Genomic DNA, 22,001 nt, shown 5'->3' with positions numbered 1-22,001 from the left:
GCTGCGGCCTTCTCCTCCGGCGAATACCGACGCATGGTCGGCTTCCCAGATCCCTCATTCGACACCATGACCCCATCCTCGTTTCCAAAGTCAGGAGTCTCCAACAAAGCCAGGGCGCTTCAAACATCGTCGGTGCGGCGCTGCGCGACGTCATCCGCACGCTCGAGGGCGACGAGCTGCCGCACAACTCCGAGCTGGGCATCCGCGTGCTCCAGGAGTGCGCCGAGAAGACCCTGCACGCGTGCGGCGTCGAGGTGCTCTCCGTCATGATCACCGGAGACGCGCTGACCGACGGGCATCTGCTCTCGCAGGCGATGCGCGCCGGCGACCGTCACCACGAGGCCGTGGCGGCCTTGCACGCCCTGAACTGAGCGGCGCGATCGGCCTCAGCGGCGCTCGTGCAGAGGCAGATCGATCGCGCCGGTCTCCCCCGCGTTGCGAGCGACCGGGATGCGGGTACCGAGCACCTGGGCGACGACGTCCTGCGCGATCTTCGGCGCGGTGAGCCCGGCATCCGCCAGGATCTGATCGCGCGAGGCGTGATCGATGAACTCGTCGGGAAGACCCAGCTCGTCGACGGCGGTGTCGATGCCCGCCTCGCGCAGCACCTGGCGTACGCGGGTGCCGATGCCTCCGACGCGGATGCCGTCCTCGAGGGTGATCACGAGGCGGTGCCGCGCTGCGAGCTCGACGATCGAGGGCTGCACGGGGATCGCCCAGCGCGGGTCCACCACCGTCGCACCGATGCCCTGTGCACGCAACCGCGCCGCGACGTCCATCGCGAGGGCCGCGAACGGACCGATGCCCACGATGAGGACGTCCTCGCTCTCACCGCGCGAGAGCACGTCCACGCCGTCGTCCAGCCGCTCGATCGCATCGATGTCGTCGGCGACCGTACCCTTGGGGAATCGGATCACGGTGGGTGCGTCATCCACGGCGACGGCCTCGTCCAGAGCCTCGGCGAGGCGCACCCCGTCGCGCGGCGCGGCGATCCGGATGCTCGGAACGATCTGCAGCATCGCGAGGTCCCACATGCCGTGATGGCTCGGACCGTCTGGACCGGTGACCCCGGCGCGGTCGAGGACGAAGGTGACCCCTGCCTTGTGCAGGGCGACGTCCATGAGCACCTGGTCGAACGCGCGCCCCATGAACGTGGCGTACAGCGCGACGACGGGATGCAGGCCGCCGAACGCGAGACCGGCGGCCGAGGCGACCGCGTGCTGCTCGGCGATGCCGACGTCGTACACGCGATCGGGGAACCGCTCGGCGAACGGTGCGAGTCCGGTCGGACGCAGCATGGCGGCGGTCATGGCGATCACGCGGGGGTCTCGCTCCCCGACGCGGACGAGCGCGTCGGAGAACACATCGGTCCATCCCGTGCTGCTCGAGCCGAGGGACTCGCCCGTGGCCGGATCGATCCGGTTGACGGCATGGAACTGATCGGCCTCGTCGTCGAGCGCCGGCTGATAGCCGCGGCCCTTCTCGGTGATGGCGTGCACGATCACGGGCGCCCCGTAGGACTTCGCCAGTTCGAGCGTCTCGATGAGCGCCCGGATGTCGTGCCCGTCGACGGGTCCGAGGTACTTGATGTCGAGGTTGGAGTAGAGCGCCTCGTTGTTCGTGAAGCGCGAGAGGAACCCGTGCGTTCCGCCGCGGACGCCGCGGAAGACAGCACGTCCCACCGGTCCGAACGCACGGAACAGCCGGTCCGAGCGGTGGTGCAGGTCCTTGTAGGCCGCGGCCGTGCGCACGCGATTCAGGTACCGGGACATGCCGCCGATCGTCGGCGCGTAGGAGCGGCCGTTGTCGTTGACGACGATGACGAGGTTGCGGTCGTTGTCGTCGGTGATGTTGTTGAGCGCCTCCCACGTCATGCCGCCCGTCAGCGCGCCGTCGCCGACGACGGCGACCACGTGGCGGTCGTCGCGGCCGGTGGCCGAGAGCGCACGGGAGACGCCGTCGGCCCAGCTGAGCGAACTGGACGCGTGCGAGGACTCGACGACGTCGTGCGGGCTCTCGCTGCGCTGGGGGTAGCCGGCGAGTCCACCGCGCACGCGCAGGGCGGAGAAGTCCTGGCGGCCGGTCAGGAGCTTGTGCACATACGACTGATGCCCGGTGTCGAAGATGATCGGGTCGTCGGGCGATTCGAAGACCCGATGCAACGCGATCGTCAGTTCGACGACGCCGAGGTTGGGGCCCAGATGCCCACCCGTGCGCGAGACGTTCTCGACGAGGAACGTCCGTATCTCGCCGGCGAGCGTCGTGAGCTGAGACGTGCTCAGCCGGTCGAGATCGCGCGGTCCGGTGATGCCGGGAAGAATGGGCATCAGCACCTCCTGAACGTCTTCACCGATCGCCTTCACGGGATGGAGGACGACCTCTCGATGCTACCGCCGGCAGCCGGGAATACCCCGAGCGGGAAACGCGGAAGGGGCCCGGATGCCCGAGCATCCGAACCCCTCCTGCGGTGTCAGACCAGCGAACGCAGCACGTACTGCAGGATGCCGCCGTTGCGGTAGTAGTCGGCCTCACCGGGTGTGTCGATGCGGACGACGGCGTCGAACTCGACCGTCTGCTTGCCCTCGGGCGAGTGCTGGCTCGGCTCGGCCGTCACGCGGACGGTCTTGGGCGTGGTTCCGTTGTTGAGCTCCTCGAGACCGGTGATCGAGACGATCTCGGTGCCGTCGAGTCCCAGCGACTCCCAGCTCTCGCCGGCGGGGAACTGCAGCGGGACGACGCCCATGCCGATCAGGTTCGAGCGGTGGATGCGCTCGAAGCTCTCGGTGATGACCGCCTTGACGCCCAGCAGGCTCGTGCCCTTGGCCGCCCAGTCGCGCGACGAGCCGGAGCCGTACTCCTTGCCGCCGAAGACGACCAGCGGAATGCCCTCCGCCTGGTAGTTCTGGCAGGCGTCGAAGATGTACGACTGCGGACCATCCGGCTTCGTGAAGTCGCGGGTGAACCCGCCCTCGACCTCGACGCCGTCGTTGACGGCACGGACGAGCTGGTTCTTCAGACGGATATTCGCGAACGTGCCGCGGATCATCACCTCGTGGTTGCCTCGGCGCGAGCCGAACGAGTTGAAGTCCTTCTGGCGCACGCCGTGCTCCTCGAGGTACTTCGCCGCGGGCGTGCCGATCTTGATGTTTCCGGCAGGGCTGATGTGGTCGGTCGTGACCGAGTCGCCGAGCGTCGCCATGACGCGCGCGCCGGTGATGTCGGTGACCGGGGTGAGGTCCATCGACATGCCGTCGAAGTACGGCGCCTTGCGGACGTACGTCGAGTCCTGGTCCCATTCGAAGACCGGGCCCGTCGGCGTGGGCAGGTTCTTCCAGCGCTCGTCGCCGTCGAACACGGTGGCGTACTGGTTGATGAACTGCTCGCGCGAGATCGACGAGTCGATGATGTCCTGGATCTCGGCCGGAGCGGGCCAGATGTCCTTGAGGAACACGTCGTTGCCGTCGGTGTCGGTGCCCAGGGCATCCGCCTCGAAGTCGAAGTGCATGGAACCGGCCAACGCGTACGCGACCACGAGCGGCGGCGATGCGAGGTAGTTCATCTTCACGTCGGGGCTGATGCGTCCCTCGAAGTTGCGGTTTCCGGAGAGGACTGCCGTGACGGCGAGGTCGTGCTCGTTGACCGCCGTCGAGACCTCTTCGATCAGCGGACCGGAGTTGCCGATGCAGATCGTGCAGCCGTAGCCGACCGTGTAGAAGCCGAGGCCCTCGAGATCCTTGTCGAGGCCGGACTTCTCGTAGTAGTCCGTGACGACCTTCGAACCGGGGCCGAGCGTGGTCTTGACCCACGGCTTCTGCTTCAGGCCCTTCTCGCGCGCCTTGCGCGCCAGGAGGCCGGCGGCGATCATGACCGACGGGTTGGACGTGTTCGTGCACGAGGTGATGGCCGCCAGGGTCACCGCGCCGTGGTCGAGGATGTAGCTCTCGCCGTCAGGGGTGGTCACCGGAACCGGCTTGGAGGTGCCCTCCACGCCACTGGAGATGTGAACGGGGTGGGGGTCGTGTTCCTCGTCGCCGGGCGCTGCACCTGGGTCGGATGCCGGGAACGAGAGCATCAACTCGAGGTCGACGATGTCGTCCGAGGTCGACGGCTCGGCGTAGTTGACGATGTCCCGCTCGAACTGCGTCTTCGCCTCGGAGAGGAGGATGCGGTCCTGCGGGCGCTTGGGGCCGGCGATCGAGGGCACCACGGTGCCCAGATCCAGCTCCATGTACTCGCTGAAGACGGGCTCGTTGTCCGCGTCGTGCCACAGACCTTGCAGCTTCGCATACTCCTCGACGAGGGCGATAGCCTGCTCGTCGCGGCCGGTCAGACGCAGGTAGTCGGTCGTGACGTCGTCGATCGGGAAGATCGCGGCGGTCGAACCGAACTCCGGCGACATGTTGCCGATCGTGGCGCGGTTCGCGAGCGGCACGGATGCCACGCCCGCGCCGTAGAACTCGACGAACTTGCCGACGACGCCGTGCTTGCGCAGCATTTCGGTGATCGTGAGGACCACGTCGGTGGCGGTGACCCCCGCGGGGATCTCGCCGGTGAGCTTGAAGCCGACCACGCGCGGGATGAGCATGGAGACGGGCTGGCCGAGCATCGCGGCCTCGGCCTCGATGCCGCCGACGCCCCAGCCGAGCACGCCCAGGCCGTTGACCATGGTCGTGTGCGAGTCGGTGCCGACACAGGTGTCGGGGTAGGCCTGCAGGACGCCGCCGTTGGTGCGGTCGTAGATGACCTTCGCCAGGTGCTCGATGTTGACCTGGTGGACGATGCCGGTGCCAGGCGGGACGACCTTGAAGTCGTTGAACGCGGTCTGGCCCCAGCGCAGGAACTGGTAGCGCTCGCCGTTGCGCTCGTACTCGATCTCGACGTTGCGCTCGAGGGCGTTCTCGGTGCCGAACAGGTCGGCGATCACGGAGTGGTCGATGACCATCTCGGCGGGCGAGAGCGGGTTGATCCTGTTCGGGTCGCCACCGAGGGCGGTGACCGCCTCGCGCATGGTGGCGAGGTCGACGATGCAGGGCACACCGGTGAAGTCCTGCATGACCACGCGGGCCGGGGAGAACTGGATCTCCGTGTTGGGCTCGGCGGAAGCATCCCAGGATCCCAGCGCCTCGATCTGCTCCTTGGTGACGTTCGCACCGTCCTCGGTGCGGAGCAGGTTCTCCAGGAGCACCTTCAGGCTGAACGGCAGCTTGTCGAAGCCGGGAACCGTGTCGATCCTGAAGATCTCGTAGTCGGTGCTGCCGACCGTCAGGGTGCTCTTGGCACCGAAGCTGTTCACCGTGGACACGAATCCGTCTCCTTCTCATCTGTGGGAGCGACAGGCGCTTCCATCTTGCTCGCCCGGACCGCCCGCGGCTAGCAAGGTGCACCTAACAGTGTGCGCCTGAGCCGGCCGCGGCGGAAGACCGTAATTTATCTTGATGTCAAGATAAATCTATCACGGCTGCGATGCCGGTTCCTCCGTCGACGCGCGGGGATACAGCGCCCGGACCACCAGCCACGTGACGGCGATGAGGGGCACGAACAGCGGCAGCCCCATCACGAGTTTGAGGGTTCCGAGCGCCGTGACCTGATCGGTCAGGTACAGCGGCAGCTGCACGGCGAGGCGCGCGAAGAAGAGCGCCGCCCAGGCGATCGCGAGCCAGCGGAACGCGCGGCGCTTGCGGCGGTCGGAGCGCCAGCCCGTGGAATCCCCCATGAGGAACCCGGCGGCGATCCCGATCAGCGACCAGCCGATCAGCGCGGAGACGAGGAACGCCGTGCCGTACACGGCGTTGGTGATGAGGCCGGGGACGAAGTTGTCCGCGCCGCGGCCCGTGAACAGTGCGAGTGCGGCCGCCGCAGCAGCGGCGATGAGCCCGCCGAGAGCCGCGGACGGCGGAGACTTCTGGGTCAGACGCACGATCGTGAACACCGCGGCGAGTCCGACCGAGACGCCGAGGGAGAGGATGAGCGGTTCGGGACTGATCGTGAAGAGCGTGACGAAGGCGAGGCTCGGCAGAACGGATTCCAGGATGCCGCGCCACCCGCCCATGGCGGACCAGACGACCTTCTGAGTGCTGGCGTCCTCGGCAGGGTCGAGCCCCGCCTTGCGTGCCGCACCGCCCAGGGCCGCTCCGATGATGTCGGATGCGGATGCCGGCGGGGGCGTCCGATCGTCGGAGGTCACGCCGAGCCCGGAGTCGCGGGCATCTTCAGCGGGATCAGATCACGCGGCGGCATCGGAGAGCCGCCACGGACCACGACGATCGAGCGGAAGAGGTCCTCGACCTTGGCTGCCGCCTCGGGGTCCGACGCGGCAGCGCCGCCGATGACGCCGCGCAGGAACCAGCGGGGGCCGTCCACACCGACGAAGCGCGCCAGGTGCAGGTTCGATCCCTCGGAGGCGGGGCCGGGGACCTCGGCGAGGAGCTCCTTGCCGAGCGGACCCTCGCGCTCCTCGACGCGCCCGCCCTGCTGACGGACCTGGTCGACGAGCTGCATCCGGGTCTCGTGCCAGAGGCCGAGCGTGCGGGGTGCCGCGAACGGCTGCACCTGCAGCGACGAATCGGCGTAGTCGAGACCGACCGCGACGATGCGCTTGGACTGCTCTTCGACCTCGAGGCGCAGGTTCAACCCCTCGCGGGGCAGGATCTTGATCCCGCCGAGGTCGATGTACGGCCGGACCGGGTTGGCCTCGGACTCGTCGAACGGACCTTCGCTCGCACGGTTCGCCGGAGCGGACTTGGAGGTCGGCTGGGTGGTCTCTTCTTCAGTCATCTCGTGGTTCCTACCTGGTCGGCGCTCTGCGCCTGGTACCCCGTCGAGCCGAAGCCCGAAGCGCCGCGCACGCTGTCGTCGAGTTCGTCGACCGGGATGAATCTCGCCCGGGTGACCGGCATGATGATCAGCTGCGCGATCCGGTCCCCGACCGCCACATCGTACGCGCTCGAGCTGTCGGTGTTGAGCAGACTCACCTTGATCTCGCCGCGATAGCCGGCATCCACCGTGCCTGGCGCGTTCACGATCGTGATGCCGTGCTTGGCTGCGAGGCCGCTGCGCGGGACGACGAACGCGGCATAGCCGTCCGGGAGCGCGATCCGCACGCCGGTGGGCACCAGCGCCCGCTCCCCCGGCTCGAGGCGCACGGCCTCGGCCGCGACGAGATCCGCACCGGCGTCGCCGGGGTGCGCGTATGCGGGCAGGACAGACGCGATAATGGGGAGATCAATGCAATCGCTCACCCCACGAGGCTAATGCAGAACCCCACCGCCGAATCCCGTAGCCGCTATCGAGAGCGGCTGTCGCCGAGCCTGTGGATGCTCGTCACGGCCGCCGTCGCAGCGCCCATGGTGATGCTGACGTTCACGCCGCTCGGCTCTCTGCTCGCGCTGCTCATCGGCGTCGCTGCGGCGCTCGCGCTGATCGTGGCACTCATCGCGGGCTCTCCGGCCATCCGCATCGAGGGGACCACCCTGCACGCGGGCCGCGCGAAGATCGATGCGCGTTGGCTCGGCGATGTGACGGAGCACACCGGTGAGGAAGCACGCACGGCGCGCGGCACCGGTCTTCCGGCCCGCGGCTGGCACCTGCTCCGCGGCGGCATCGACGGCGTGGTGGTCGTGGAGAACACCGACCCTGACGATCCTGTGCCCAGTTGGACGATCTCCACGCGGACGCCCGACCGGCTGGCAGCTGCGATCCGCGAGGCCGAGGCCGACGCCCGCTGAGACGACGATGCGCCCTGGCCCGAGGGGCCGGGGCGCATGAACGTCAGCGCGGCTGCGGTCAGGCAGCGCACTCCTTGCAGATGGGACCGTCTGAACCTTCGTGGTCCAGCTGCGAGCGGTGCTTCACGAGGAAGCAGCTCATGCAGGTGAACTCGTCCTGCTGTGCGGGCAGCACGACGACGTCGAGCTCGAGGTCCGAGAGGTCTGCACCAGGGAGGTCGAAGCTGGACGGGTTGTCCGAGTCCTCATCCCCGGTCGCGCCGGACAGCTTGTCCGGCACACGCTCCTTCAGGGCTTCGATCGACTCGGAGTCGTCTTCGCTCTTTCGGGGGGCGTCGTAATCGGTTGCCATGCGGTAGATCTCCACTTTCATGGTGCTAGTGGGCGGTGCGCCGTCGGGTAAGCGGCGGCCATAGTTTGCACGATGACGGCACGTTTGGCAAATGCCGCTTCGCGTCACTGATCAAACTGACGGCGCGCCCGGTGTATTCCCGTTCCCGCCCGACCTTGCGTGGCACCATGAACGGACAGCCATCAGAGGGGCATTCGCATGGAAAACGTCACGATCGTCGGCACGGAAGACGACCTGCTGATCCTCGCCACCGGTTCCGGCGAGCGGTTCGCGCTCGCCATCGACGATGTGCTGCACCGCGAGATCCGCCGGGCCCGCCGTCGCGACGACGATGAGAAGCCGCGCGTCACCGTCAGCCCGCGCGAGATCCAGGCGCACATCCGTTCCGGTCTCTCGGCCGCCGAGACGGCCGAGCTGCTCGGGGTCGGAGTCGAACTGGTCGAGCGCTTCGAGGGCCCCGTGCTCGCCGAACGCGAGCACGTCGTCGGTCAGGCGCTCGCCGTCCCGGTCCTCATCGGCAGCGAGGTCGAGCCCGATGCGCAGCCGACATTCGGTGCCGCGATCCGTGCGAAGCTCTCGGACGTCGCGGCCGAAGCCGAGCGCTGGGCGAGCTGGAAGGAGGAATCCGGCTGGATCATCAAGCTGGAGTTCACCGCGAGCGAGGTCACCCATGACGCCCGCTGGAGCTTCGACCCGCGACGCAGCGTGCTCTCGCCGCTGAACGCCGATGCGACGCAGCTCTCCCGTCAGGGTTCGCTCCCCGACGGGCTCATCCCGCGGCTGCGCGCGGTGGATACGGCGAAGACGGAGTCCCCGTACAAGGACGACAGCAGGTTCGACTCCGGCGCCTTCGGGCCTCGGCTGCTGCCGGCACCCGAGGCCGAGGTCGAGGAGCCGTCGCTTCCCGAGCGCTCGGGCCCTGCCGCCCAGGCCGCCGCGATCAACCGTGCGCCCGATCAGACCACCACGAGCGCCGAGACGGCCGACCTGCTCGAGGCCCTGCGGCGTCGGCGTGGTCAGCGCGAGAGCGCGCCGATCGTCGACGATTTCGACGAGGATGCCGCGCCCGCGCGCACGTCCAGCCCGATCGCGCTGTTCGACGCTCTCGACGAACCCGACGACGAGCCTGAGGTCCCCGAGGAGCGCCCGGCGGCGAATGAGTCCGCACAGGACTCCGGCGGACGCCGCCGGCGCCGCAACGCCATGCCGTCCTGGGACGAGATCGTCTTCGGCGCGCGAACCGACGATTGACCCTGCAGCCTGAGCCGCGGAGGACTCCGCCCTTCAGGTTGCGAAAGCACCCCTGCGGATGAACGGCACCTGCCGCTCCTCCGGCGTGACCGATCCGTGCTGACCGATCATGCCGCGTGAACGCTGGTCCTCAGCCGTCCCGTCGTAGAAGGCCTTGTTGCCGCGTGCGGCGACGAGCAGGTCGCCGATCCGCGCCTGCGCGGCATCAGTCACCTCGGCGCCGAAGAGTCCGGCCGCGATCGCCTCTGCGCGCGAGAGGACATCGGCGTCGCCCTCGCTGAGGACGCGCCAGCGCTCGAGCGCTGCGACGGGATCGGCGTCGGGCTCGAGATAGACGTGGAGCATGCGGGGCTCTCCGCCGATGTGGCGGATGCCGTCCAGGCGGCCGTCGCCCTCGTCGAGCACCACCTGACGGTGCGCGGGCACGTCGACCATGCCGTGATCAGCGGTGATGAGGACGCCCGCACCCGCAGGAGGACGCGGCGCGAGCGCCTGGTCGACATCCTCGAGCGCCGCGATCCACTCCGGCGAATCGACGCCGTACCGGTGCCCGGCCTTGTCGATCTCCGGCACGTAGCAGTAGATGAGCGATCCCGGGACGTCCGCCGCCAACTGGTAGGCGACGCTCAGGCGCTCGGCGGCCGAGGCGACCCCCACGAACTCGGCGCCGCGGAGGGTCGCCTGGGAGAATCCGCTGCGAGCATAGGCGGCCAGTCCGATCGCGTACGCGGGGTTCCCGCCTGCCGCAGCCGTCTCGAAGATCGTTGGGCGGGGCTGCCAGGCGAGCGGGTCGATGTGATCGCTCTCCCATCCGGAGAGCAGGTTCACCAGGCGGTCGCGGGTTCTGTCGAGCACGCGGTAGCCGACGAGACCATGGCTGCCGGGGTCGGCACCCGTCAGCAGCGAGGTGAGGGCCGAGGCCGTCGTGCTCGGGAAGACGGAGTGCGCGACGTCCTTCCGGCCCACTCCCGCCGTCAGCCGACGGGCATGCCCCGCATGCGCGCGCAGCTGGATGGCGCCCAGCCCGTCCACGACGACGATCACGGCAGAACGCGCCGGTGCGAGGGATCCCGTCCCGCCACGCAGAGCACCGAGCAGGTCGGCCGCCACCCCGCTGATATGCCGGGCCGTGGCAGAGGTGATCGGTAGAATCGAAGACACCCGAGTCAGTCTTTCACAGGCTCCGCGACGTTCCAGGAAGTCCATGCCCCGCACCGAATCAGCCGAGCCCGTCGAGGAGCGCATCCAGGACATCGACCTGGAAGGCGAGATGCAGGGCTCGTTCCTCGAGTACGCCTACTCGGTGATCTACTCCCGAGCACTCCCCGATGCACGCGACGGCCTCAAGCCCGTGCAGCGCCGCATCCTGTACCAGATGGCCGAGATGGGTCTGCGTCCAGACCGCGGGCACGTCAAGAGCGCCCGCGTCGTCGGCGAGGTGATGGGAAAGCTGCACCCGCACGGCGACTCGGCGATCTACGACGCGCTCGTGCGCCTGTCGCAGGACTTCGCGCTGCGCGTCCCGCTCGTCGACGGTCACGGCAACTTCGGCTCGCTGGATGACGGACCGGCGGCGTCCCGCTACACCGAAGCGCGTCTCGCGGCGTCGGCGCTCTCTCTCACCGAGAGCCTCGACGAGGATGTCGTCGACTTCGTGCCCAACTACGACGGCCAGTTCCAGCAGCCATCGGTTCTGCCGGCCGCATTCCCGAACCTGCTCGTCAACGGCGCGAGCGGCATCGCCGTCGGCATGGCCACGAACATGGCCCCGCACAACCTCATCGAGGTCGTCGCCGCGGCCATCCACCTGCTCGAGAACCCGGATGCCACGACGGAAGAGCTCATGGAATACGTGCCGGGCCCGGACTTCCCGTCCGGCGGCATCCTCATGGGCCTCGACGGCGTCAAGGACGCCTACGCGAACGGCCGAGGCGCGCTGCGTGTGCGCGGCAAGGTGTCCGTCGAGCAGATCGGCCCGCGGCGCACCGGCATCATCGTGACCGAGCTGCCCTACATGGTCGGGCCGGAGCGGCTGATCGAGAAGATCCGGGATGCCGTCCAGGCGAAGAAGCTGCAGGGCATCAGCGACGTCAACGATCTGACCGACCGGCAGCACGGTCTGCGCGTGCAGATCGGCATCAAGACGGGGTTCGACCCGAACGCCGTCCTCGAGCAGCTGTACCGGCTGACTCCGCTGGAGGACTCCTTCAGCATCAACAACGTCGCCCTCGTCGACGGTCAGCCCCGCACACTCGGGCTCAAGGAGATGCTGAGCGTCTACGTCGGCCACCGCCTCGAGGTGATCACGCGTCGCAGCCGCTTCCGCCTGGCGCGCCGTGAAGAGCGTCTGCATCTCGTCGAGGGGCTCCTGATCGCGATCCTCGACATCGACGAGGTCATCCAGGTCATCCGCTCCTCCGACGACTCGGATCAGGCGCGCAGTCGACTGCGCCAGGTGTTCGACCTGTCGGAGCTGCAGGCCGAGTACATCCTCGAGCTGCGGCTGCGCCGACTGACGAAGTTCTCGCGCATCGAGCTCGAGGCCGAGCGTGACAAGCTGCAGGCCGAGATCGCCGAGCTGCGCGAGCTGCTGGCGAGCGAGCAGCTGCTGCGCGCCCAGGTCGCCAGGGAGCTGGATGCCGCCGCCGAGGCGCATGGCACGCCCCGGCGCACGCTGCTCCTCAACGCTGCTCCCCCGAAGGCGCGCAGCACCAAGGGGCCGGTCGACCTGCAGATCGCCGACAGCCCGACCGTCGTGGTCCTGTCCACCACGGGCAAGGCCGTGCGCGTCGATCTCGCCGACGGTCAGGTGCTGGCACCGGCGGCTCGCCGCAGCAAGCACGACGCCGTCCTGGCATCGATCGCGACGACGACCCGTGGTGAGATCGGCGCGGTCACCAGCGCCGGCCGCGTGCTGCGCTTCTCCCCCGTCGACCTCCCGTCCGTGCCGTCGTCGTCGGTGCACCTGTCGGCCGGCGTCGCCCTGCGCGACTACATCGGCCTGCTCGACAAGAGCGAGCGTGTGATCGGCCTGCTGCGCTTCGACGACGACACGCCGTACGCGATGGGCACGCGCACCGGTGTCGTGAAGCGGATCGTGCCGAGCGCTCTTCCTGTGCGCCCGGAGACCGAGGTCATCGGACTCAAGGCCGGAGACGCCCTCGTCGGCGCGGCATCCGCCCCGGATGCTGCCGAGATCGTCTTCGTCACCTCGGATGCTCAGCTGCTGCACTACTCGGCATCGGCCGTTCGCCCGCAGGGCGGGCCGGCAGGCGGCATGGCCGGCGTCAAGCTGGGCTCGGGCGCGGACGTCATCGCCTTCTCCGTCGTCGCGAACGTCGAGGATGCGATCGTCGTGACGATCTCGGGCGCGGACGGCACGATCGCCGGGACGGATGCCGGACGCGCGAAGGTCTCGTCCTTCACGGAGTTCCCCGCCAAGGGACGCGCGACCGGCGGTGTGCGTGCGCACGCGTTCCTCAAGGGCGAGGATCGGCTGCGCCTGGCGTGGGCCGGCCCCGCCGATGCCCTCGCCGTCGGAACGGACGGGGCCTCCCGCACCCTTCCGGAGTCCGGTGCGAAGCGCGACGGATCCGGTCAGCCGCTGGACGCCGTCATCGGTTCCGTGGGGACGCAGCTCGGCGCCTGAGCCTCACGGCCTGCGCCCGCAGCTCAGGCGTCGATCGACTCGCGCGAGAGCTGGTCGGACGATTCGATGATGAACTCGCGCCGCGGGGCGACCTCGTTGCCCATCAGCAGCTCGAATACCCGGCCGGCGGCCTCGGCATCCTCCATCCGCACACGGCGGAGCAGGCGGCCCGACTTGTCCATCGTGGTGTTCGCGAGCTGGTCGGCATCCATCTCGCCGAGGCCCTTGTACCGCTGGATCGGCTCGTGCCAGCGCTTGTTCTGCTTGCGCAGCTTCGCCAGCAGGGCGTGCAGCTCCTGCTCGGTGTACGTGTAGATGGTCTCGTTGGGCTTGGAACCGGGGTTGATCACGATCACCCGGTGCAGCGGCGGCACGGCCGCGAACACGCGGCCCTCCTCGATCAGCGGACGCATGTAGCGGAAGAACAGCGTGAGCAGCAGCGTGCGGATGTGCGCGCCGTCGACGTCAGCGTCGCTCATCAGGATCACCTTGCCGTAGCGGGCCTGCTCGATGTCGAAGGTGCGTCCGGAGCCCGCTCCGATCACCTGGATGATCGCGGCGCACTCCGCGTTGGAGAGCATGTCCCCGATCGACGCCCGCTGTACATTGAGGATCTTGCCTCGGATGGGCAGAAGCGCCTGGAACTCGCTGTTGCGGGCGCGACGGGCCGTCCCCAGAGCCGAGTCGCCCTCGACGATGAACAGCTCGCTGCGGGTGACGTCGCTCGAACGGCAGTCGACGAGCTTGGCGGGCAGCGACGAGGACTCCAGCGCGTTCTTGCGCCGCTGGGTCTCCTTGTGCGCCCTGGCGGACACGCGCGCCTTCATCTCCGAGACGACCTTGTCCAGCAGCTGGCTGGCCTGGTTCTTATCGTCGCGCTTGGTGGAGCTGAACCGGGCGCCGAGCTCCTTGCGCAGGACCTGGGCGACGATCTGACGGACGGCGGGAGTGCCGAGCACCTCCTTGGTCTGGCCCTCGAACTGCGGCTCGGGAACCTCGACCGTGAGCACCGCGGTCAGCCCCGCGAGCACATCATCCTTCTCGAGCTTGTCATTGCCGACCTTCAGACGCCGCGCGTTCTGCTCGACCTGGGCGCGCAGGACTTTCAGCAGCTCCTGCTCGAAGCCCTGCTGGTGCGTGCCGCCCTTCGGCGTGGCGATGATGTTCACGAACGACCGGGTCACCGTCTCGTACCCGGTTCCCCAGCGCATCGCGAGGTCCACGCGGCACTCGCGCTCGACCTCGGTGGAGACCATGTGCCCATCCGGCTGCAGGACCGGAACCGTCTCCTTGAAGGTTCCGGAGCCCTGGATGCGCCAGGTGTCGGTGATCGGCGGGTCGATCGCGAGGTAGTCCACGAACTCGGAGATCCCGCCGTCGTAGTGGAACGACGTCTCCTTCACCTCGCCGCCCTCGGCGGTCTCGCGCTCGTCGCGGATGACGAGTTCGAGTCCCGGCACGAGGAATGCGGTCTGGCGGGCTCGCGTCTCGAGCTCGCCGAGCTGGAACGCCGCGTCCTTGGTGAAGATCTGACGGTCGGCCCAGTACCGCACACGGGTGCCGGTGACCCCGCGGGGCGCCTTGCCGACCACGCGCAGCTCGCTGCTCTTCTCGAAGGGTGTGAAGGGCGCATCCGGGCGCTTCTCGCCCGAATCCTGGAAGAGACCAGGCTCACCGCGGTGGAACGACATCGCGTACGTCTTGCCGCCGCGGTCGACCTCGACGTCGAGCCGTTCGGAGAGAGCGTTCACGACCGAGGCGCCGACGCCGTGCAGACCGCCTGAGGCGGCGTACGAGCCGCCGCCGAACTTCCCGCCCGCGTGCAGCTTGGTGTAGACGACCTCGACGCCGGTCAGACCCGTGCGCGGCTCGATGTCGACGGGGATGCCGCGACCGCGGTCGTGCACCTCGACGCTGCCGTCGGGGTGCACGATCGTGTCGATGCGCGAGCCGTTGCCGGCGACGGCCTCGTCCACGGCGTTGTCGATGATCTCCCACAGGCAGTGCATGAGGCCCGGCGAACCGTTCGACCCGATGTACATGCCTGGACGCTTGCGGACCGCTTCGAGCCCTTCAAGCACCTGAAGATGGTGGGCGGAATACTCGGCGGTCACAAGGATCGATTCTATTCGCGCATGCACCTGCCGGCCCGCAGACACTCCCCTGTGCGCCTGGACCCGGGGCCGCCGCGTACGCGGTGAGCGAAACACGCCGTCTTCCGGGCATGACTCCCAGCCCGGCGTGGTTGTATTGAGCACATTCCCGAACGACAAGCCGATACCCGAGGAGGCACCCAGATGAACGCGACAACCGAACGTGAGACCTCCACCGTCGAGTACCGACTGACGGCCATGGACCGTTGCGACTCGTGCGGCGCACAGGCGTACATCGCCGCAGAGGTCAACGGCTCGGAGCTCCTGTTCTGCGCTCACCACGGGCGCAAGTACGAGGAGAAGCTCCGCAGCATCGCCACGTCGTGGCACGACGAGACGGCTCGCCTGGTGGATGCCGTCTGACAGACGCCGTCGATCGCAGATCCGACGCCCGGGCCGCAGGCTCCGGGCGTCAGCTGTATCTGCGGGGAACCAGCGGCGAGACGCGGGTGAGGATCTCCTCGCCGACCGTGTCGATGCGCTCGGCCAGGTCGGTCGCGCTCGGCCCGTCCCCGCCGAACACGGTGACGCCGTCGCCTGCTGAAGCCCCTGCCCAGCTGGTGAGTTCCGTCCAGGTCCCGTCCACGCGCAGGATCCGCGGCGCGTCCGGTCCGCCCAGGACCGCACCGGCCAGATTCGAGGGCAGCCCGTCCAGCGCTCCCACGTCGATCCTCACGCGATCGTCCTGCACGTCCACGATGTCGGCACGAAGCGATGCGGCGGGCCTGATGCCATCGAGTTCGGGGCCGTCCGCGGAGCGGACGCCGTAGCAGAAGGCGCCGATCCGGCTGAGCGTCCCGCGCAGCTCGGGACGCGCCCAGGATGCGGCGGACGCAGTCAGGTGCAGGTGCTCCGGCGTCCCGCCGGCGTCCCGGAGGACGGCGACGGCGTGGGCGAACTCGCCCCTCGCGGCGTCGTCCTCGTCATCACTCGCCTCCGCGAGATGACTCCACACCCCCGCGACGTGGAGCAGACCGGCATCCTCGGCGCGCCGCGCCTCGGTGACGGCATCTGCCCAGTTCTCAGGCCGGATGCCATTGCGATGCAGCCCCGTGTCGATCTTCAGGTGGACCAGGGCACGGCGCCCGCTCCGCTCCGCCTCGTCGATGACGCGTCGCAGATACCCGGCTGTGCCGACGCCGAGATCGACGCCGGCCCGGATCGCCTCGGCGACCTCATCGGCCGACGACGTCTCCCACGCGAAGATGCGGACGTCGGGCAGAAGGGCCCGGACCCGCAGCGCCGACGGCACGTCGTAGGACCCGATCCAGCGCGCGCCGACGGCATGCGCCTCCCGCACCGCCCACTCCAGACCGTGCCCGTAGGCGTCGTCCTTGGTGACGAGCATCATGTCGCCCGGCGCGACGCGCGCCATGACGGCCCTGACGTTGTCGCGGAAGATGCTCGTGCTGATCTCGAGGCGCGCGGGCATTCAGTCCTCCTCGGTCCTCGTGGCGTGGAGCCCTGCAGCGCAGGCGAGTTCCGCTGCAGTGAGCCCGGTCGCCGACATCCACTCCGCGAGGAAGCCTCGCGCAGGGCCCGCTCCCCCGAAATAGGTCACCTCGTCGCCTTCGTCAGCTGAGGCATCCGGCGACTCCAGGTCGATCACGCACACGTCCATGGCCACGCGCCCGACGATCGGGTGCGCACGCCCGTTCAGTTCGACGTGAGCGCGGTTGCCGAGCGCCCGCACGACGGCCTGCGCGTATCCGCCCGTCACGAGCGCGACCGTCGTGTCCCGCTCCGCGCGGTGCGTGTAGCCGTACGAGACGGCCTCGCCCAGGCGCAGCGGCTTGGTGGACATCACCCGCCCGGTCAGGCGCATCGCCGGGCGCTGGTGCGTGCCGGTCTCGGCCGGGAAGCCGTACAGCACCGCCGGGTCCATGTCCGGCTCGGTCGTCGCGCTCGCGCTGAGGCCCTCGGCGCTCAGCATCCGCACCGCGTCCTCGTCATCGACGCGCACGCTGTCCGCACCCGCGAGCAGCACCTCTCGCGCCACGGTGAGCAGGCCGTGCCCGTACGCGTCCCTGCGCAGATCGGCGACGCGGCCGCCGTCTTCGACGAGGCTCTTCGCGTGTGCGGCCAGGGCAGAGCGGGAGATCACGGCGCGCGTCGCCGTGCTGCGAGGAATGACCACCCGTCGAGTCTACGGGCCATCGGCTGCGCGGCCTGTGAAGCGGTCTCGTAGGAGCGGTCCGCCTAGAATGGAGAGTCCGCGACGAATCTGGAGAATCAATGCCTGCCCAGGGCCTCGGCGTCATGCCCCGCCTGCGATACCTCATTGACCGCGCTCGCCGCATCGATGTCGGATCGGTGTTCGAGCGCGCCCGCGAGGTGCGCGATCAGCACGGCAAGGCTGTTCCGCTCGTGGTCGTCGACATGCTCTGGAGCGCGGCATCCAAGAACGTCGGGTTCCAGGACTACGTCGACTACGACTTCGCGATGCTGACCGCCGCCGAGCGCGCGACCTACATGACGCACCCGGTGTCGAACCAGCTCTCGCAGCGCTACGACGCCGAGCCGTACCGTCACATCTTCCACGACAAGCTCGAGTTCAACCGCGTCTTCGACGAGTACCTGCGCCGCGAATGGCTCGAAGTGACCGCCGGCAACGCGGCGGAGCTCGAGGAGTTCACCCGCAAGCACGGCACGATCATCGCCAAGACCCGCATGGGGCAGGCCGGCAGCGGCGTCAAGCGCTATCACGCGGCCGACGTCTCCGACTGGGCCGGGTTCCACAGCGGACTGTTCGAGCGCGGCGAGGTCGTGATCGAGCAGGTCATCTCGCAGCACGACGACCTCGCGGCCGTCTGCCCGGGGACCGTGAACACCACTCGGGTGACCGCGTTCTTCGACGGCCAGAAGACCCACATCCTCGCCGTCGCGCAGAAGTTCGGCCGCGGCGAGGTCAGCGATCAGATGTCCTTCGGCGGCTTCTACACGATGCTCGACCCCGAGACCGGGCACGCCCGCTCGGCCGGCTACGACTCGCACGGCCACGTGCACGTCGACCACCCGGACTCCGGTTTCCGCATCGCGGACTTCCAGCTGCCCCTGTTCGACGAGGTGGTCGCTTTCGTCGACACCGTCGCGCGGGTCGTTCCGCAGATCCAGTACGTGGGCTGGGACATCGTCGTGGGCCCGGACGGCCCTGTGCTCGTCGAGGGCAACTGGGGTGCGGGCGTGTACGAGAACAAGCCGTCGGTTTCGGGCATCCGCACCGGCAACAAACCGCGCTACCGCGCCGCGATCGGTTTCTGACCGCTCCGGACGGTTGCGCGCGTCAGCGGCGGCGCAGCATCCGGATCGCGGTCGTCAGCTCCGGCACGCGGAACAGCGCCAGTAGCGCGACGAACACGATGCCCGTGACACCGGCGATGAGCGCCGCTCCCAGCGCGCCCTGCAGCATGCCGCCGAGCATCCAGCCGTCGACACTCCCCATCAGCAGGAAGAGCCCCCACCCCGCGCCGGCGGCCGGAATCGCGAGCAGGACGAAGCGTCCGAGGGCCAGCATCGTGCCTCCGAGACCGAACGAGCCGAACTTCCGCCTGAGCATGACCGCCGCGATGACGGTCTGAACCGTGCTCGCCACCGATTGAGCGAGCGCGACCATCGCCGCACGCTGTTCGAGCGGCGTCGTTACGGCGACCACGAGAGTCAGCACGACGAGCAGCGCCGCCTGGATGAGGGTGTAGACGAACGGAGTGCGCGCGTCGCCGTAGGCGTAGAACGTGCGCTGGACGATGAAGAGGACGGCGAGGGGCAGCAGGCTGACCAGGTAGGCGAGGAGGACGGGCGCTATGAGCACCGCCTCGTCGGCCGAGCTGCTGAAGATCCGCGCCGCCGGGACCGAGGCGACCGCGATCGCGGCCGTCGCGACGATCACCAGCAGCCCGAGGATCCGGATCGCCTGTCGGGCCGTCTCGCGCAGATCCTCGTGCTTCTCGGCGGCCGCGTGCTCGCTGATCCGGGTGAAGTACGGAGTGCCGATTGCGAGGACGATCGTGGAATAGGCGACCATGAAGACGAGCCAGGTGTATTGGGATGCCGCGACAGACGCGTTCTCCCCCGACGCGGGAGTGATCACCCTGGACTGCACGAGCCCGACCACCTGACCGGCGAGCGTGGTCAGGAACGTCCAGAACGCGAGCTTTCCCATGTGGCCGAGGCCCATGCCGCGCCATTGGAAGTCGAGTCGCAGCGGGATGCCGATCCGGCGCCAGAACAGGAGCAGCACCACGGTCTGCGCGACCACGCCGAGGGTCGCCGCCCCCGCCAGCAGCGTGATCATCTCGGTGCTCCAGCCATCGAGACCTGCACGGCTCTGGCCGAACAGGACCATGAACAGTGCGAATCCGGCGATCGAGACGATGTTGTTGATGATCGGCGCCCACGCGTACGGGCCGAACACGCGGCGGGCGTTGAGGATCTCCCCCAGCAGCGCGAACATCCCGTAGAAGAACAGCTGGGGCACGCACCAGTACGCGAAGCGGACCGCCAGGGCCGACTGCTCAGGGCCGAAGCCCGGGGCGTACAGGTCGATCAGCAGCGGCGCTCCGATCGTCGCCACGAGGGTGATCGAGCCGACGATGATCGTGCCGAGGGTCAGCAGTTTCGCGAGGAAGGCATGGCCGCCGTCCTTCTGCGCACTGGCCCTGACGACCTGAGGCACGATCACACCGGTGAGGACTCCGGCGGAGATGACCTGGTAGATGCTGTTGGGCAGCTGATTCGCGACCGCGAACGCGTCGGACGCCTTGCCGACGGAGCCGATCGCCGCCACGAGCACGACGGCGCGCAGCAGACCGGTGAGCCGGGACACCAGGGTCCCGGCTGCGATCACAGCGCTGGCGCGTCCGATCCCCATCAGGCGGCGCGGATGATGCCCATCGGGGTCGACTGGTGCCCCTGTCCGAGCGGATTGTCCTTCAGGATGCGGACCAGACGATCCTCGCCGGCACGATCGAGCGTCGAACCCAGGATGTTGCCGCCGAGATCGTTGATGTCGACGACGGCGACGTCCGCCTTCCCGCCGATCAGCGTCTTGATGTGAGCTGCGACGCCCTTCGGGTCGGTCGGACCCAGGACGACGGCCTGGTTGTAGGGCGGGATCGTCCCCGAGGTCGGGCCGTCGATCGCACGGGCCTTGTCGCCGGCGATGCGGTAGAAGTCGCCCTTGCGGCCGAACGCCTTCGTGACGGCGGCCACGGCTGCGGCGAACAGGATGCGCGGCGTGCCGCACTCCCGCAACGCCATCTCCATCGTCTCCGGCATGCCGAGGCCGATCCCGTGCGGAGTGCGCGTGACGTACTTCGAGAGGAACAGCGCGAGCCTCCGGGGCTGGATCTCGTCGAGGCGGTAGGAGCGCCCCTGCGTGATCGCGACGATCTTCTCGGTGACGAAGAGGATGTCCCCCGGCTCGACCGCGTCCGCGGCGTACTCGGTGATCACGGCATCCAGGTCGTCATCGGGCATGACGACCCTGGTCTTCAGCGGGATGCGCGCGTAGCTCGTGCCGTCGACGCTCGCTTCGAGCGCCTTGCCGTCGTTCGGCTGCATCACTCGAGGTAGTCCCGCAGCGACTGCGAGCGGCTCGGGTGGCGCAGCTTCGCCATCGTCTTCGACTCGATCTGGCGGATCCGCTCGCGCGTGACGCCGAACGTGTCGCCGATCTGGTCGAGGGTCTTGGGCTGGCCGTCGCCGAGGCCGAAGCGCATGCGGATCACGCCGGCCTCGCGCTCGGAGAGCGAGTCGAGCAGCTGCTCGAGCTGACGCTGCAGCATCGTGAATCCGACGGCATCCGCCGGGACCACGGCCTCGGTGTCCTCGATGAGGTCACCGAACTCGCTGTCACCGTCCTCGCCGAGCGGAGTGTGCAGCGAGATGGGCTCACGGCCGTACTTCTGCACCTCGACGACCTTCTCGGGCGTCATGTCGAGCTCGCGGCTGAGCTCCTCGGGGGTGGGCTCGCGGCCCAGGTCCTGCAGCATCTGCCGCTGAACGCGGGCGAGCTTGTTGATGACCTCGACCATGTGCACCGGGATGCGGATCGTACGGGCCTGGTCGGCCATGGCGCGCGTGATCGCCTGACGGATCCACCAGGTCGCATAGGTCGAGAACTTGAAGCCCTTGGTGTAGTCGAACTTCTCGACGGCGCGGATGAGACCGAGGTTGCCCTCCTGGATCAGATCCAGGAACTGCATGCCGCGGCCCGTGTAGCGCTTGGCGAGCGAGACGACGAGGCGGAGGTTCGCGCCGAGCAGGTGGCTCTTGGCGCGCTGACCGTCGCGGGCGACCCACTGCAGGTCGAGCCCGAGCTGGCTGGTCTTCTCGGCCGCCGACATCGCCGACAGCTTCTCCTCGGCGAACAGACCCGCCTCGATGCGCATCGCGAGCTCGACCTCTTCGGCCGCGTTCAGCAGCGCGACCTTTCCGATCTGCTTCAGGTAGTCCTTGACCGGGTCGGCTGTCGCGCCGGTGATCTGGGTCGAGTAGACGGGGACGTCGTCCTCGTCCTTCGAGGTCAGGACGATCGCGCCGGTGGGCAGCGGCTCGGTGAAGACCGGCTTCTTGTCCTCCTCCTCGGAGTCCTCGGGAACGACGTCGGCCTCGGCCTGAGCCTGATCGACGATGTCGTCCGCCTTCTTGCGGCGTGCGGGAGCCTTCTTGGCCGCCGGCTTCTTCGCCGCGGCAGGCTTCTTCGCGGCTGTCTTGTCGGCGGCGGCCGTCTCTTCGGCGGGGGCCGTCTCTTCCGCGGCTGCGGCGTCGACGTCAGGCTCGGCCGTCGTCTTCTTCGTCCGGGTGTTCTTGGTCGCGGCAGGAGTCACGTTTCGCCTTTCACGGGGCGGGCGCGCAGCCCCGGGACATTTCGG

The 22,001-nt window shown here is 68.7% G+C and carries 18 protein-coding genes and 1 pseudogene; 6 read left to right on the top strand and 13 right to left on the bottom strand.

All coding sequences use genetic code 11. From position 1 onward, the window contains the following. Positions 1 to 371 (top strand): annotated as a pseudogene (locus KEC56_RS10845) (hypothetical protein); the annotation flags it as partial. Positions 372 to 386: 15 nt separating this feature from the next. Here the strand turns inward: KEC56_RS10845 and dxs are convergent. The 5 genes from dxs to dut all read right to left on the bottom strand — a co-directional run bounded on the left by dxs (position 387) and on the right by dut (position 7,226). After that, a complete protein-coding gene (gene dxs / locus KEC56_RS10840; RefSeq protein WP_227530949.1) occupies positions 387 to 2,327 on the bottom strand; it encodes a 1-deoxy-D-xylulose-5-phosphate synthase in 1,941 nt (646 codons plus the stop codon). A 143-nt stretch (positions 2,328 to 2,470) separates the two neighbouring features. Beyond that, complete coding sequence (locus KEC56_RS10835; protein WP_227530948.1) at positions 2,471 to 5,302, bottom strand: aconitate hydratase; 2,832 nt, start codon at positions 5,300 to 5,302, stop codon at positions 2,471 to 2,473. 150 nt (positions 5,303 to 5,452) lie between these two features. Next, positions 5,453 to 6,184 (bottom strand): DUF3159 domain-containing protein, encoded by a 732-nt coding sequence (locus tag KEC56_RS10830; RefSeq protein ID WP_227530947.1) that lies wholly within the window; start codon positions 6,182 to 6,184, stop codon positions 5,453 to 5,455. Beyond that, entirely contained in the window at positions 6,181 to 6,774 is a 594-nt protein-coding gene (locus KEC56_RS10825) for a DUF3710 domain-containing protein (protein ID WP_227530946.1), read from the bottom strand. The genes KEC56_RS10830 and KEC56_RS10825 overlap by 4 nt, the downstream gene beginning before the upstream one ends. After that, positions 6,771 to 7,226: a dUTP diphosphatase gene (gene dut, locus KEC56_RS10820; protein WP_372456272.1), complete on the bottom strand. Its 456-nt coding sequence runs from the start codon at positions 7,224 to 7,226 to the stop codon at positions 6,771 to 6,773. Before dut ends, KEC56_RS10825 begins: the two co-directional genes overlap by 4 nt. Positions 7,227 to 7,250: 24 nt before the next feature. Between dut and KEC56_RS10815 the strand changes: the two genes are divergently transcribed. Beyond that, on the top strand, positions 7,251 to 7,724 hold the full coding sequence (locus KEC56_RS10815) for a DUF3093 domain-containing protein (RefSeq protein ID WP_227530944.1): 474 nt from the start codon (positions 7,251 to 7,253) through the stop codon (positions 7,722 to 7,724). A gap of 58 nt (positions 7,725 to 7,782) precedes the next feature. Here KEC56_RS10815 and KEC56_RS10810 read toward each other — a convergent pair whose 3' ends face one another. After that, positions 7,783 to 8,076 carry a DUF4193 domain-containing protein gene (locus KEC56_RS10810; RefSeq protein WP_227530963.1) on the bottom strand — a complete coding sequence of 98 codons (294 nt, stop codon included), beginning with the start codon at positions 8,074 to 8,076 and terminating at the stop codon, positions 7,783 to 7,785. 198 nt (positions 8,077 to 8,274) lie between these two features. Between KEC56_RS10810 and sepH the strand changes: the two genes are divergently transcribed. After that, positions 8,275 to 9,327 carry a septation protein SepH gene (sepH, locus tag KEC56_RS10805; protein WP_227530943.1) on the top strand — a complete coding sequence of 351 codons (1,053 nt, stop codon included), beginning with the start codon at positions 8,275 to 8,277 and terminating at the stop codon, positions 9,325 to 9,327. A gap of 33 nt (positions 9,328 to 9,360) precedes the next feature. Here the strand turns inward: sepH and KEC56_RS10800 are convergent, their stop codons facing one another. Continuing rightward, positions 9,361 to 10,488, bottom strand: a complete 1,128-nt coding sequence (locus KEC56_RS10800; RefSeq protein WP_227530942.1) for an alkaline phosphatase family protein — start codon at positions 10,486 to 10,488, stop codon at positions 9,361 to 9,363. 43 nt (positions 10,489 to 10,531) lie between these two features. Between KEC56_RS10800 and KEC56_RS10795 the strand changes: the two genes are divergently transcribed. Next, entirely contained in the window at positions 10,532 to 12,976 is a 2,445-nt protein-coding gene (locus KEC56_RS10795) for a DNA gyrase/topoisomerase IV subunit A (protein WP_227530941.1), read from the top strand. A gap of 23 nt (positions 12,977 to 12,999) precedes the next feature. Here KEC56_RS10795 and KEC56_RS10790 read toward each other — a convergent pair whose 3' ends face one another. Then, the gene (locus KEC56_RS10790; RefSeq protein WP_227530940.1) at positions 13,000 to 15,090 is read right to left on the bottom strand and encodes a DNA gyrase/topoisomerase IV subunit B; all 2,091 of its coding nucleotides are present in this window, start codon (positions 15,088 to 15,090) and stop codon (positions 13,000 to 13,002) included. Positions 15,091 to 15,273: 183 nt separating this feature from the next. Here KEC56_RS10790 and KEC56_RS10785 point away from each other — a divergent pair, with 183 nt between their 5' ends. Then, positions 15,274 to 15,492 carry a DUF7455 domain-containing protein gene (locus tag KEC56_RS10785; RefSeq protein WP_175986229.1) on the top strand — a complete coding sequence of 73 codons (219 nt, stop codon included), beginning with the start codon at positions 15,274 to 15,276 and terminating at the stop codon, positions 15,490 to 15,492. A gap of 49 nt (positions 15,493 to 15,541) precedes the next feature. Here KEC56_RS10785 and KEC56_RS10780 read toward each other — a convergent pair whose 3' ends face one another. Beyond that, on the bottom strand, positions 15,542 to 16,561 hold the full coding sequence (locus tag KEC56_RS10780) for an alanine racemase (protein WP_227530939.1): 1,020 nt from the start codon (positions 16,559 to 16,561) through the stop codon (positions 15,542 to 15,544). Then, a complete protein-coding gene (locus KEC56_RS10775) occupies positions 16,562 to 17,266 on the bottom strand; it encodes an alanine racemase C-terminal domain-containing protein (protein WP_227530938.1) in 705 nt (234 codons plus the stop codon). A 98-nt stretch (positions 17,267 to 17,364) separates the two neighbouring features. Between KEC56_RS10775 and KEC56_RS10770 the strand changes: the two genes are divergently transcribed. Continuing rightward, complete coding sequence (locus KEC56_RS10770) at positions 17,365 to 18,390, top strand: sugar-transfer associated ATP-grasp domain-containing protein (RefSeq protein ID WP_227530937.1); 1,026 nt, start codon at positions 17,365 to 17,367, stop codon at positions 18,388 to 18,390. Positions 18,391 to 18,412: 22 nt separating this feature from the next. Here the strand turns inward: KEC56_RS10770 and murJ are convergent, their stop codons facing one another. Genes murJ through KEC56_RS10755 form a run of 3 tightly spaced genes read right to left on the bottom strand, consistent with a single transcriptional unit; the run spans position 18,413 to position 21,956 of the window. Then, complete coding sequence (gene murJ, locus KEC56_RS10765; protein WP_227530936.1) at positions 18,413 to 19,996, bottom strand: murein biosynthesis integral membrane protein MurJ; 1,584 nt, start codon at positions 19,994 to 19,996, stop codon at positions 18,413 to 18,415. Next, complete coding sequence (locus tag KEC56_RS10760; protein WP_227530935.1) at positions 19,996 to 20,688, bottom strand: coenzyme F420-0:L-glutamate ligase; 693 nt, start codon at positions 20,686 to 20,688, stop codon at positions 19,996 to 19,998. The genes murJ and KEC56_RS10760 overlap by 1 nt, the downstream gene beginning before the upstream one ends. After that, complete coding sequence (locus tag KEC56_RS10755) at positions 20,688 to 21,956, bottom strand: RNA polymerase sigma factor (RefSeq protein WP_227530934.1); 1,269 nt, start codon at positions 21,954 to 21,956, stop codon at positions 20,688 to 20,690. The genes KEC56_RS10760 and KEC56_RS10755 overlap by 1 nt, the downstream gene beginning before the upstream one ends. Positions 21,957 to 22,001: the final 45 nt, after the last annotated feature.

Origin of the sequence: Microbacterium tenebrionis (genome assembly GCF_020682665.1) — a bacterium.
Classification (GTDB): Bacteria; Actinomycetota; Actinomycetes; order Actinomycetales; family Microbacteriaceae; genus Microbacterium; species Microbacterium tenebrionis.
Note: the sequence above shows the minus strand (reverse complement) of the source record. Positions and strands in the feature narration are given on the sequence as shown.

Coding starts and splice junctions, on each gene's coding strand:
- dxs (WP_227530949.1), bottom strand. CDS start 2,327: ATGCCCATTCTTCCCGGCATCACCGGACCGCGCGATCTCGACCGGCTG.
- KEC56_RS10825 (WP_227530946.1), bottom strand. CDS start 6,774: ATGACTGAAGAAGAGACCACCCAGCCGACCTCCAAGTCCGCTCCGGCG.
- KEC56_RS10815 (WP_227530944.1), top strand. CDS start 7,251: ATGCAGAACCCCACCGCCGAATCCCGTAGCCGCTATCGAGAGCGGCTG.
- KEC56_RS10810 (WP_227530963.1), bottom strand. CDS start 8,076: ATGGCAACCGATTACGACGCCCCCCGAAAGAGCGAAGACGACTCCGAG.
- sepH (WP_227530943.1), top strand. CDS start 8,275: ATGGAAAACGTCACGATCGTCGGCACGGAAGACGACCTGCTGATCCTC.
- KEC56_RS10795 (WP_227530941.1), top strand. CDS start 10,532: ATGCCCCGCACCGAATCAGCCGAGCCCGTCGAGGAGCGCATCCAGGAC.
- KEC56_RS10785 (WP_175986229.1), top strand. CDS start 15,274: ATGAACGCGACAACCGAACGTGAGACCTCCACCGTCGAGTACCGACTG.
- KEC56_RS10780 (WP_227530939.1), bottom strand. CDS start 16,561: ATGCCCGCGCGCCTCGAGATCAGCACGAGCATCTTCCGCGACAACGTC.
- KEC56_RS10770 (WP_227530937.1), top strand. CDS start 17,365: ATGCCTGCCCAGGGCCTCGGCGTCATGCCCCGCCTGCGATACCTCATT.
- murJ (WP_227530936.1), bottom strand. CDS start 19,996: ATGGGGATCGGACGCGCCAGCGCTGTGATCGCAGCCGGGACCCTGGTG.
- KEC56_RS10760 (WP_227530935.1), bottom strand. CDS start 20,688: ATGCAGCCGAACGACGGCAAGGCGCTCGAAGCGAGCGTCGACGGCACG.